The 11416-nt window shown below is 41.5% G+C and carries 12 protein-coding genes and 1 pseudogene; 11 read left to right on the top strand and 2 right to left on the bottom strand.

The genetic code is table 11. The annotated features are described in order from the left end of the window. The first annotated feature begins 2 nt into the window (after positions 1-2). The 4 genes and pseudogenes from EC328_RS04360 (at position 3) to EC328_RS04375 (ending at position 3530) form a co-directional block, all read left to right on the top strand. A complete protein-coding gene (locus EC328_RS04360; RefSeq protein WP_128425664.1) occupies positions 3-575 on the top strand; it encodes a hypothetical protein in 573 nt (190 codons plus the stop codon). Positions 576-580: 5 nt separating this feature from the next. Further along, positions 581-1225: a plasmid pRiA4b ORF-3 family protein gene (locus EC328_RS04365; protein WP_128426992.1), complete on the top strand. Its 645-nt coding sequence runs from the start codon at positions 581-583 to the stop codon at positions 1223-1225. A 128-nt stretch (positions 1226-1353) separates the two neighbouring features. Beyond that, positions 1354-1446, top strand: a pseudogene (locus tag EC328_RS04370) (Csac_0668 family 2Fe-2S cluster-binding (seleno)protein); the annotation flags it as partial. Between the two features lie 296 nt (positions 1447-1742). After that, positions 1743-3530 carry an IS1634 family transposase gene (locus EC328_RS04375; RefSeq protein ID WP_128425665.1) on the top strand — a complete coding sequence of 596 codons (1788 nt, stop codon included), beginning with the start codon at positions 1743-1745 and terminating at the stop codon, positions 3528-3530. 137 nt (positions 3531-3667) lie between these two features. On the opposite strand, the gene EC328_RS04380 is transcribed toward EC328_RS04375, so the two are convergent. Continuing rightward, positions 3668-4177, bottom strand: a complete 510-nt coding sequence (locus tag EC328_RS04380; protein WP_128425666.1) for an ImmA/IrrE family metallo-endopeptidase — start codon at positions 4175-4177, stop codon at positions 3668-3670. Between the two features lie 15 nt (positions 4178-4192). Next, on the bottom strand, positions 4193-4642 hold the full coding sequence (locus EC328_RS04385; protein WP_128425667.1) for a helix-turn-helix domain-containing protein: 450 nt from the start codon (positions 4640-4642) through the stop codon (positions 4193-4195). A 148-nt stretch (positions 4643-4790) separates the two neighbouring features. Between EC328_RS04385 and EC328_RS04390 the strand changes: the two genes are divergently transcribed. From EC328_RS04390 to EC328_RS11800, 7 genes are all read left to right on the top strand, one after another. Continuing rightward, on the top strand, positions 4791-5336 hold the full coding sequence (locus EC328_RS04390; protein ID WP_128425668.1) for a hypothetical protein: 546 nt from the start codon (positions 4791-4793) through the stop codon (positions 5334-5336). 321 nt (positions 5337-5657) lie between these two features. After that, positions 5658-6062 carry an RNA polymerase sigma factor gene (locus EC328_RS04395; protein WP_128425669.1) on the top strand — a complete coding sequence of 135 codons (405 nt, stop codon included), beginning with the start codon at positions 5658-5660 and terminating at the stop codon, positions 6060-6062. Positions 6063-6625: 563 nt separating this feature from the next. After that, on the top strand, positions 6626-6787 hold the full coding sequence (locus EC328_RS11500) for an SHOCT domain-containing protein (RefSeq protein WP_164906027.1): 162 nt from the start codon (positions 6626-6628) through the stop codon (positions 6785-6787). Positions 6788-6870: 83 nt separating this feature from the next. Beyond that, entirely contained in the window at positions 6871-8466 is a 1596-nt protein-coding gene (locus EC328_RS04400; RefSeq protein WP_128425670.1) for a recombinase family protein, read from the top strand. Continuing rightward, entirely contained in the window at positions 8467-9447 is a 981-nt protein-coding gene (locus EC328_RS04405; RefSeq protein ID WP_128425671.1) for a recombinase family protein, read from the top strand. Then, entirely contained in the window at positions 9395-11029 is a 1635-nt protein-coding gene (locus EC328_RS04410; protein ID WP_128425672.1) for a recombinase family protein, read from the top strand. Before EC328_RS04405 ends, EC328_RS04410 begins: the two co-directional genes overlap by 53 nt. A gap of 158 nt (positions 11030-11187) precedes the next feature. Beyond that, on the top strand, positions 11188-11403 hold the full coding sequence (locus EC328_RS11800; protein ID WP_128425673.1) for a helix-turn-helix domain-containing protein: 216 nt from the start codon (positions 11188-11190) through the stop codon (positions 11401-11403). Positions 11404-11416: the final 13 nt, after the last annotated feature.

The following is an 11416-nucleotide window of genomic DNA, read 5'->3' on the forward strand; positions in this document are numbered from 1 at the left end:
AAGTGGCTGTTAATTATAAAAAATGCCCTAAATGCGGGTCTAAGAATTCGGTTAAAATTGTTTATGGCATGCCGAGTTTCAAGCTTTTTCAGGAAGCTGAAGCCGGAAAAGTAAAATTGGGCGGCTGTTGCATTATAGAAGGCGGTCCGGAATACCACTGCAAGGATTGTAACAATGAGTGGAACGGGGAACAGGCGCTTGACATCGCATACGGCCAGATCAAAGGGCTTAAAGCATCAGTGGGTGGATACTTCGGCGGTTATTATCATGTAACTATTGATTTGACAAATCTTAAAACTACATGGCTATTCAACGAGGGCGGTTCTGAAGAAACCAGTACAAGATCCATCCGAAATAAAACAGCAGAAGAATTTATTAAGTGTTTAAAAGAAATTGATTTGCTGAATTGGAAAGCCAGGTACATAGAACCCGGAATCTGTGATGGTACTCAATGGAGCATTGAAATAATTACTAGCGGGAGAACCGTAAAAAAGTATGGCAACAATAAGTTTCCGGAAGAATGGAAGCAATTCTGCAAGATGATTAAAAGAATAACCGGAAAGGAATTCAGGTGAAAGTGATGAAAGCCTTTCAGATAAAAATCGAATTAATTGATTCCGAACCGCTAATATGGAGAAGGGTAGTTATCCCGGCGGATGTTACCTTCAGACGCCTGCATGACACAATACAATTTTCAATGGGTTGGCGGGATTATCATCTTTATGAGTTTGAGTTCCCGCAGGAGAAACTTAGAATTACTAATGACGAAGAATCCTATGAAGAATTCAAATTTTACTTTGCCAAGTATAAAAACAAAAAGCCAACAAAAAAGGAAGACCCTCATGGCATTATAGCCAGGATAATTGAAACAAACGTTAGACAGCCTCAAACGGTCAAAATTGATAAGTATCTGGAAAAATATAAGACCATAGAATACATTTACGACTTTGGCGACTACTGGAGACATAAAATTGAATTGGAAAAAACCATAGAAGATTATGAGTTTGGTTACCCTATAATACTTGCAGGCGCGGGCGCTTGTCCGCCGGAAGATGTAGGTGGTCTTGGCGGTTACAAAGAATTTCTTGAAGCATGGAATGACCCTAAGCATCCGGAACATGAATCAATGCGGCAATGGGGAGAAAGCCAGCATTACAGGGAATTTGACATTGACTTTAGGAATGATCTGCTAAAGACATGCTTGAAAATCAAAAAAGTAAAGTAGCGGGGGATGCTACCATGATAAAAACCAATAATGCGTGCAGTTGCGGATGCTGTTCGCAGGATTTAGCTCAAACCAAGGGATTTGCCCTGTCTGCAATAATAAAGGCGAAGCAGTAGGAAAATATACCAAAAAATTCTAATTGCAAAGAGAATAATCCAATGGGCGTTTGCTACCATAAGATCATTCAGGAAGCAATAAATAAAGGATTGGCAATGAAATGATTGTTTATTGTCTTAAAATTAGAAACAAGGATGTAAGACTGGAATAGTATAAACAAAAACAAAAACACCCCGTACATCTTTAAACATGTGATGTTTCGGGGTGTTATTTTTTCAGGAAATCTCCGGTAGCATTTCCTGACTTTGGAAGGAAAACAAATAAAAATAAATAGCATAACTTCTAAAACCTTGAATTCTCAAACGAATTCAGGGTTTTATTTTGGAAAAACATGGTTTAACTATGTACACTTATAATCACTTATGATATAATATAAGTAAATAGGTGTTGGAGGTGCCAGATGTATATCACAATCAGCGGAAAAGGAAGTCATCGCATTGTCCAGTTGCGTGATGATCGACGAGTTCCAGGCACAGATAAAAGAAAAGCGGTCATCGTAAAAAATTATGGTAACTATGAAAAGTTGCTGGCAGAAAACCCTCATATCATTGAGGAACTGAAAGAAGAAGCAAAGCGCTTAACACGGGAAAAGAATGCTGAGTCTGCTCCAATTACCTTAACTGTGCCCACAAAAGAGATTACCTCCGCCGAAGACGTGACGTCTTCGTTCCGTTTCGGACACGCCCTGATTCAGAACCTCTGGAGAGAACTGAAATTGGAGAAGTTCTTTGAACGATATGCTGGAAAAAGAGATCCTGAAGAGCTAATACAAAGCATCTTCTACCTCTTGGCTAGGAGATGTACGGATCCCGGCAGTATTTACAGCTGTTATCAAGTACAGAGCCAATATGCTGGTCATACGGAACAGACTTTGGATGCACTCTATGGAGTTTTGGATATCCTAGCAGAGTCTAAAGAGGATCTCATTGAATTCCTATCTGTTTTCTTCCAGAAGAAAACGAAACGAAAGAATGGTTGCGCCTATTACGATGTCACCACTCATTCCTTTGAGAGCACCAAATGGGGTGAACTGAGAATGTTTGGTTTCTCAAAATCCCACAAAAACAATGAAGTTCAAGTAGTTATGGGACTTCTAATTGATAACAATGGGATTCCTGTAACCTATGAACTTTTTCCTGGAAACACTATGGATCAGTCAACTTTAACGAAGTCAGTGGAAAGACTGAGAGAGTTATATCGTTTAGAGAAGATCACAGTAGTCGCAGATAGAGGACTTAATAGTGGTACAAACCTAGGCTACCTATGCTCACAGGATCATAACTTTGTAATCAGCTATACGCTGAAACGATCCACGCAAGAGTTTAAAAAACTGGCCTTGAATCCAGAGGGATGGAAAGTGACTTCGGTAAACAAAGAGAGCGGCGAGGTTCTGACCATGGAGAAAGTGGTGGAACAAACATTGGAATACAAGACAGAAGGTCTAGCGCTGGACGCACCGGAGGGTGCGGAAGAAGGCATAAAGAAGAAGCGTGGACGACCTAAAAAGTATCAACACCATACTGTTCCGGTGAAGATCCATCTGACATGGAGCGCTAAAAGAGCGTCGAAAGACCGCGGTGATCGGCAACGAATGCTTGAAAAACTGATGAAAAAAATGGATAAGCCTTATCAGATGAAAGCAGCGGTGAAAAGAGGGGTAAACCAGTTCTTGGAGATGGAACTGGAGACAGAAAACTGGAAAATCAGCGAAGAGAAAATTAGGGAATCTGAAAAATATGATGGATATTACGCTATCATCACGAACAATCTAGAGTTATCAACCCTTGAAGTAGTTGAAATCTATCGTGGTTTGTGGAGAATCGAAGAGAGTTTTAGGATCATGAAGACAGATTTACAGGCGACCCCTGCTTTTGTTTGGACCGATAAACACATCGAAGGACACTTTGCATTGTGCTTTTTAGCCTTAACTATTATGAGATATCTACAGTATAAGATTGCAGATCACACTGGAGCGCAGGTATCCGCTGCAAATCTCATGGAAGCTTTGTCAGGACCTACCGTTATTACGCAGGGAACTTATCCCAGTATTACCGTAACCCCGATCAATATAAACCAGACATACCTGGACATCAGTAAGATTCTTGGCATGGCCGCACTCAGACAGAATATGACTTTGACTCAGTTTCGGAGTGCAACAAAATTGAATTTAGTGAAGAATCTAGAATAAGTGTACAAAAAAACCGTTGGAAACGAGGTGTAAACCAGGTGTTTCCAACGGTTTTATTAATATTAAGTTCTAAAGTCAGGGTATAAACAAAAACAAAAACACCCCGTACATCTTTAAACATGTGATGTTTCGGGGTGTTATTTTTTCAGGAAATCTCCGGTAGCATTTAATGGAGCTTCAAGCCTGTAGCCTCTATTTTTCAATATCTGAAATTTGAAATCCATTAATTCAGGTGGTACATAAAGTTCCCTTGCGGCTCTGAAAAAATTCATATCTGCGTCATTTATCAGTTTAATAACCTCATCATCAGGCAAGAGGATTTCTGCAGCGAAAACATTTGCTTCCCTTTCCGGCTTTGATGACATATCATAGCTGATAAGCTCCTGGGCCTGGGGATTCATTTTGGCCAAATGCCTGTGGAAGCGGTCATGGCCAATTTCATGAGCGCATACCAATCGTCTGGCAGGACTGTCCAATTCATTGTTAATGCAGATATACCGGCTCCGCCTTGTGTATATGTAAATCCCTTTAAGCTTGCCGAGCGGCCTGTAGAGAACATTAATATTAAGACAATCGGCAATCTCAAAAGGGTTTCGGGTTTTATGCTTTTGGATCAACCTTTTGGCTTCTCTCAAAATAAATTCCATACTTTCACCCCGCAGCTAATCAGTTGGTGTATTTTTGCTGCCTTTATTTTTACGGGCACCATACTTTTTGGCTTTTTTCTTTGAGTCGAAGTATATTTCGGTTAATACCTCAAAAAGCGCATCTTTATCTTCTTCTGATAACTCTCCACCGGCAAATAAACATTTTGTAGTTTCGATGAATTTTTTTGCTTCGCTTTTTCCCCTCAACTTATCTTCTGCTTTAGCTTCCTCAAGAAATATTTCTTCCTTGGTCATTGCAATGCTTTCGCTGTCGTCTGTGAGAAAATCTGAAGATACGTTAAAGAAACTGGCGATTTTATCAATCAGCTCTGCTTCCCTTGGAAAACGCTGCCCGTTTTCGTAATAGACCAAAGCCCGTCTTGTAATCCCGAGCTGCGCTGCAAAATCTTTCTGAGAAATCCCTGCCCTTTTACGTAATAATCTAATTTTTTCGCCAAACTGCATTTGATAAAACACCTCCGGTAATATTTTGGCTATATTGTTCACTCATTATACATTGAGAGAACAAATTTATTGACAAAAATATTGTTCACATTATATAATACAAGAGAACAAAAAATATGTCAATAATTTTGAAAAGAGGTGAAAACAGATGAGTTCTGAAAAAATGGCGTTAGCTGTGTTGAAACGAGGATTAGCTTCCATGCACATTGATGAAGAGCGGGTATATCATAAAACAAAATTGTTGCTGAAAATATACCGGGATGTGGTTTGGTGTATTGAAGACAGGATATGCGAGATTGAAACAGAGTATTATGCCATGGGAGGCAATCGTCTGGCTGAAGCCTTGGATTACCTGGATGACTATGACCCCAATATCAATAAGAAAGACCTTGAGGAAAAGCTGTGCTCATTATTGAAAAGCAAGTGGCTTATTGAAATTGTGGACAAGGCATTGTTAAAAATAAAGAATTATCCTGATTATGGGGACTTGTATTTCAATATCCTTTACAAGCAGTATATTGTAAAATACAGGTATTCGGAAAAGGAAATTATCGAATCTCTCAATTGTGAGAGGACAACCTTTTATAAAAGAAAAAAGGAAGCTATTAATTTAATGGGCCTTGCCATATGGGGATATGTGATACCTGCTCTAAGGGATATATGGCAAACGGAATGTGAACTAAATACGAACTGATAAAGGACAAAATTCCTACATAGTAAGTACTGAATATGAACTGCTAGGGTGTTACGATAATTATGATGGGTAGCTGCATACTTTAAAGCCCTCGATTTCAGGCTTATACAGCCATGAGTCGAGGGCTTTTTTTATGCCCCGAAACCCGTCCTAAATTGCACATAGGCAGCAAAAAAAGGGTCGCACGGAAAACCGTGCGGCCTTTTTTGCTGCCGGAAAGGGGACATCCGTGAAGCGTTTGTTTTGGTACTACATCCGGTATCCTTGATTTCCTCTGTTTTGCTAAGGACCGCAAACAAAGCAAAACGGAGGGAAGGAAAGATGAAAGAATACAAAATAAGAGTGAAAAATGAAATTGTTACTGTAAGCAAGGAAATATATACCGCCTATTACAAGTTGAAAAGACGAGAAAGGTACATAGAGGAAACCAGCATTAAGAACAATCTTTCTTATGACCAGCTAGTAGAGCTGGACTATCCTATCGAGCAGAAAATGTGTGATCAGCAACTTCTTGTTGAAGACGTTATTATTGAAAAAATCATGCTTGAGAAATTGATGCTGGCGCTTGAAGAATTGACAGATTGCGAGCGGCTAATAATTAACGAACTGTTCTTTAATGGCAAAAGCGAAAGAGAGCTGGCAGATTCAATGAAGCTGCCAAGAACAACTTTGCAATCTCGTAAAAACAGCATTATCAGCAAACTTAAAAAAATTATTGAAAAATAAAAATTTGTTTCGTCCACCCCTTCATTTTTTCGGCTTAAAAAGTGAAGGGGTATTTTTTATCCCTTATTGCTCTTTGAAAAATTGCCGGCAAGGCTCGCTTGTAAGCCTTAAAGCCGTACATATCCAACAGCTCAAATACGTTAGCTGTTCAGCTGCTGAAACGGGAAGCGACATTGGTAAACACGCCAAGACAGCCTGCGGGCATTTTTTGTCCGTCAAAACGATGGCATCAAAGGCTATGAGCGAGAAATGTTTGACCATAAAACAATCTGTGGTGGATTGTTTCGCCAGGACCTGAACAGCCTACAATGATACTCCTGCATAGTCGAGGTTGAGTCCCAGAGTGCAGCCCGGAGGTTCTCGGGGAGGTGGAATTCCTGTGATGCCTGCTGACCACAGGCAGTTTGAGCTGTTGCCCCGGTGCTTGGGAAGCAGCGGCAAATAGAGCACAGGAAGAAGATTGATAACAAGCTTAACCGCTTTGATATCAGAAACTATGCAGCGGAACTTAAATCCGCTGCATCCTTGTGGTATTAAAGCAAAATGTAAAGGGGGATTTAACCATGTCACAAACTCAAATAACTAATGAAATCAAGTACAAAATAGCGCTTTCGCTGCTAAACAGCATGCTTGAAAAAGGGCTTATTACTCTTTCTGAATTGAAAGAAATTGACAGATTAAATCGGAATTCATTCACTCCAACCCTGGCGGAGGTATATGTGTAAAAACACTTGATATGGCTGGATTTGTGTGGTACTGTGTGTTGCTGATAAAGCATCATGTACTGAAAAGTGAAAGGAGGAAGCGTATGGCAAAGGTAAGAGTCATCAAGCCCATCCATCGTATGGAAGCAGAAGCTCCGAAACTGCGGGTGTGTGCCTACTGCCGGGTCAGCTCAGACCATACAGGGCAGCTGCAATCCTTTTCAGCACAGGTGGAGTACTACACCCGGCTGATAGAAAACAACGATGCTTGGACTTTTGCCGGAATTTATGCGGACGAAGGCATCAGTGGCACCGCCAAGGACAAGCGGGATGAGTTTCTAAGGCTCATTGCTGACTGTGAAGCCAAAAAGGTGGACATGGTCATTACCAAGTCCATATCCAGATTTGCAAGAAACACCGCCGACTGCATTGAGACGGTGAGAAAGTTGAAAGCGCTGGGGATTGCAGTCTTCTTTGAGAAAGAAAACATCAACACCCTGTCTGCTGAAAGCGAGCTTCTGATGACGGTTTTAAGCTCCATTGCCCAGGAGGAATCCATTTCTACCTCCAAAAATAACCGGTGGGCGATACAAAAAAGGTTCATGAAAGGCGAATGGAAGCCTTCCTACCTTCCCTACGGCTATATGAAGGGTAAGGACGGAGGAATCGTCATCAATGAAGAAGAAGCCGCTATTGTCCGAAGGATTTACACCGATTACCTGAATGGAAAAGGAACGTATGTCATCGCAAAGGAGCTTACGGAAGAAGGAGTTCCAACAAGAAAAGGGGCGGAAGCCTGGGGAGAAAATGTGGTTAAGGAAATACTCATGAATGAAAAATATTACGGCGACATGCTCCTTCAGAAAACCTTTACCACCGACACATTGCCCTTCCAACGAAAGCGGAACCGGGGACAAAAACAGTGCTACTACATCGCCAACGACCATGAACCCATTATTTCAAAAGAGCAGGCTGAACGAGTCAGGGAGATTATGGAGCAGCGAAAAATTGAAAAAGCCATGGTGGATACAGACACCCGGAAATACAACCAACGGTACCCCTTCAGCAGCAAAATCCAATGCGGTGAATGCGGGAGTAATTTTAAAAGGCAAATCATATTCAAAGGCAAACCTTATGAAACCGTGCAGTGGTGCTGCACCAAGCATATCATGAATCGGGCGAAATGCAGCATGACAGCTGTCAAGGACAATAACATCAAAGCTGCATTCATCAATCTCTATAATAAGCTGAAAAGCAATCATGACAAAATATTAACCCCCCTGGCCGAGGATTTGAAAAAGCTTCACTGCAGCAGGGAACATGAATCCCAGGTCAGGGAAATCAATAAAAGAATAACGGAACTTACGGAACAGAGTCATGTATTAAGTAGACTGAGGTCGAAAGGGTATCTTGACTCTGTTCTTTTTATGGAGCAAAGCAATCTGATTACCAAGCAGCTCAATGAAGCCAAAAAGCAGCGGAACAAGCTGTTTGAATATAACGGATTTAGCGACGAGGCTGCCAGAACGGAGGAACTGATTGCTTTCCTCAAAAAGCAGGATGACTTAATGGAGAGCTTTGATGAAAGCATATTTTCGCTGATGGTAGAAAGGATCATTGTAAAATCCAAGCTTGAAATCGCCTTCCGCCTGATCAACGGACTGGAGCTTCCGGAAATCATCGGAGAGGAAGTGGGCTAAATGGCGCAAAGACATACGCCCTTTGGCTATAAAATCATAGACGGAGCTGTAACCATCGAACCGGAAAAGGCAGACCTGGTCAGAAAAATGTTCAATAATTTTATATCGGGTATATCCTTGAATCAGATGGCAAAGGACCTGACGGAAATGAAGGTTTCCAATGCCAACGGAAAGCCCTCCTGGAATCATGGCTCCATCGGAAAAATTTTGAGCAACTGTAAATACACCGGAAACGACTTCTATCCTTCCATTATCCCGGAGGAAGTGTTCAATGCTGCAAATAAGATCAGGGAAGAAAAGAACGCCCGGCTTGGCAGGAATGTCAATTACTATGCTAACGGCATCGCCAGCACTTACCCCTTCAGCGGCAGGTTGATATGCGGGGAATGCGGGAGTGTTTTCAAAAGGTACACCGAACATCATGACAGGAACAAGAAATGCAACTGGAAATGCAAACGGTATATCGTTGACAACAGGGTCTGCTGCAAAAGCGGCGTGGTTGATGACAAGCAGCTTGAAGCTGCCTTTATACAGATCATCAACCGGGTGATGGAGAACCCTGAAATGATAGAAAAGCGTCCAGCAGTTAATGCTGTGACTGAGAGTGTTGAATTAAGAAAGATAAAATTGCAAATATCCAACGGATTTGATCAAAACGGCTTGGAACCGTCGGAAATGGCACAGCTGTTGTTTAAAAGGGCTATAGAACAATATCGAATCTCCCAGGCAGATGACTTTGAATATAAAACCAGGAAATTGAAAGCGGTGCTTGAGAGCTTCAAGCCCATTAAAGCATTTGATGAGGCTTTATTCAAAGCAACCATCAAAAGCATTACGGTGGAAATCACCGGGCAGCTCCGGTTTGAACTGATCAACGGAGTGATGTTGAGCACATCATATAAACTACGGGGAAAAGGAGGAAAAGCCCATGGCGATGGGACAAAGAACAGTATCGGTAATCCCTGCAAATCCGATTTATGATTTTAAGGAAAAAGCAAAGATAAAAAAACTGAGAGTGGCCGCTTACTGCCGGGTCAGCACGGAGCTGGAGGAACAGCAGTCCAGCTACCAAGCACAGGTGGATTATTACACGATGGAGATTATGAAAAACCCAGGCTGGAAGTTTGCAGGCATCTATGCCGATGAGGGCATATCCGGCACCAGCACAAAAAACAGGACAGGCTTCAATAAATTGATTGAAGACTGCATGGCAGGCAAGATCGACCTGGTGCTGACAAAATCCATCAGCCGTTTTGCACGAAACACCCTTGACTGCATTCAATACATACGGAAACTGAAAGAAAAAAACATCGGAGTGTTTTTTGAGAAAGAAAACGTCAACACCCTGGACAGCACCGGAGAATTTCTAATCACCATCCTCGGAAGCCTTGCCCAGGAAGAAAGCCGTTCCTTAAGCACCAACACAAGGTGGGGTGTGGTCCGCCGGTTCGAAAAAGGACAGGTTATGGTCAATCACAACAAGTTTTTAGGTTATACAAAGAATGAGGCCGGAGAGCTGGTGATTGTACCCGAAGAAGCAGAAATTGTAAGGCTGATTTTCAGGCTGTATTTAGAGGGTCTAAGCATCGCACAAATAAAAAAGTACCTGGAGGAAAACGGCATTAAAACCGTTACTGGAAGAAATCAATGGTCTACAACTACCATCAACAACATGCTCTCCAATGAGAAGTACATGGGAGATGCCTTGCTGCAAAAAAGCTACACTGTAGACTACCTCACAAAGAAAAGAGTTAAAAACAATGGAATTGTCCCGCAGTATTATGTGGAGGACAGCCATCCGGCCATCATTTCCAAAGACTTGTTTCACCGGATACAGGAAGAAAAAGCACGCCGGGCTAACATTAAAAAGACTGCTGAAAAAAGAGCCAAAACCGACAGCGGGAAATATAGCTCAATATATGCTCTCACCGAATTATTGATATGCGGGGAGTGCGGCAAGCCTTATAGACGGGTATCCTGGACAGCCTACAGCGAGAAAAGGATTGTCTGGCGGTGCTTAAACAGGCTGGAGTATGGAAAAAAATACTGCCAAAAGTCCCCTACCATCGATGAAGAAGTTTTACATAGAGCCATTATGGATGCTTTCAATTCCCTCATACAGGATAAGGGGGATTTTGTGGACACGCTCCAGTCCAATATTCAGCTGGTGATGGGCAACCGAGCCAAGCAGATGGACATAGCAAAAATTGAGGAACGGATCACGGAATTAAAGAAAGAGATGATAGGCTTTGTAGAGGAAAATGCAAAATGTGGAGCAGATAATACAGACTTTGACGAGCACTATGCCAAAATCTCCGCCGAGATGAAAAAGCTTCAGGAGATAAAAACGCAGTATACCGAGCAGCAAGCCAGGCAAGACAGCTTCCAGCGAAGAATCGAGGATATGAAGAAGTTTCTGAACACCGCAGACTGCAAATTATCAAATTTTGATAACCAGCTTGTCAGGCAGCTTATACAAAGCATCAAGGTCATGTCAAAGGATAAGATTCTCATAAAATTCAAGTCGGGCTTAGAGATGGAGCAAGAGCTTGCTAAAAAATAGCATTACCGAGAAGAGACAACCGCCAAACTGTGAAAAAGCAGGATGGTGGTTGTTTTAAAAAGTATTAGTAGATAAGAAAATATATAAAAGAAAAGTTGCAATTCATTATAACATATGCTATAAAGAATATAACATATGCTATAATTTGAGGTGTAAGCATGGAGTTTTCGAAAATAGTGAGAAAAGTCCGGAAACAACTTAGGATGAGTCAGCAACAGCTAGCGGACGCATTATGTGTCAGCTTTGCGACTATTAATAGATGGGAAAATGGGCATGTAATACCTAGTAATCTTGCCCAAAAAAGTTTTTTTGATTTTTGTGAAAATAATTTCATTGATATTACTTCACTTAAGGAAGAGAAACACGAAGATTGATTTTTTCAATATG

Origin of the sequence: Gudongella oleilytica (assembly GCF_004101785.1) — a bacterium.
Taxonomy (GTDB): Bacteria; Bacillota; Clostridia; order Tissierellales; family Tissierellaceae; genus Gudongella; species Gudongella oleilytica.

Coding starts and splice junctions, on each gene's coding strand:
- EC328_RS04365 (WP_128426992.1), top strand. CDS start 581: ATGAAAGCCTTTCAGATAAAAATCGAATTAATTGATTCCGAACCGCTA.
- EC328_RS04375 (WP_128425665.1), top strand. CDS start 1,743: ATGTATATCACAATCAGCGGAAAAGGAAGTCATCGCATTGTCCAGTTG.
- EC328_RS04380 (WP_128425666.1), bottom strand. CDS start 4,177: ATGGAATTTATTTTGAGAGAAGCCAAAAGGTTGATCCAAAAGCATAAA.
- EC328_RS04385 (WP_128425667.1), bottom strand. CDS start 4,642: ATGCAGTTTGGCGAAAAAATTAGATTATTACGTAAAAGGGCAGGGATT.
- EC328_RS04390 (WP_128425668.1), top strand. CDS start 4,791: ATGAGTTCTGAAAAAATGGCGTTAGCTGTGTTGAAACGAGGATTAGCT.
- EC328_RS04395 (WP_128425669.1), top strand. CDS start 5,658: ATGAAAGAATACAAAATAAGAGTGAAAAATGAAATTGTTACTGTAAGC.
- EC328_RS11500 (WP_164906027.1), top strand. CDS start 6,626: ATGTCACAAACTCAAATAACTAATGAAATCAAGTACAAAATAGCGCTT.
- EC328_RS04400 (WP_128425670.1), top strand. CDS start 6,871: ATGGCAAAGGTAAGAGTCATCAAGCCCATCCATCGTATGGAAGCAGAA.
- EC328_RS04405 (WP_128425671.1), top strand. CDS start 8,467: ATGGCGCAAAGACATACGCCCTTTGGCTATAAAATCATAGACGGAGCT.
- EC328_RS04410 (WP_128425672.1), top strand. CDS start 9,395: ATGGCGATGGGACAAAGAACAGTATCGGTAATCCCTGCAAATCCGATT.
- EC328_RS11800 (WP_128425673.1), top strand. CDS start 11,188: ATGGAGTTTTCGAAAATAGTGAGAAAAGTCCGGAAACAACTTAGGATG.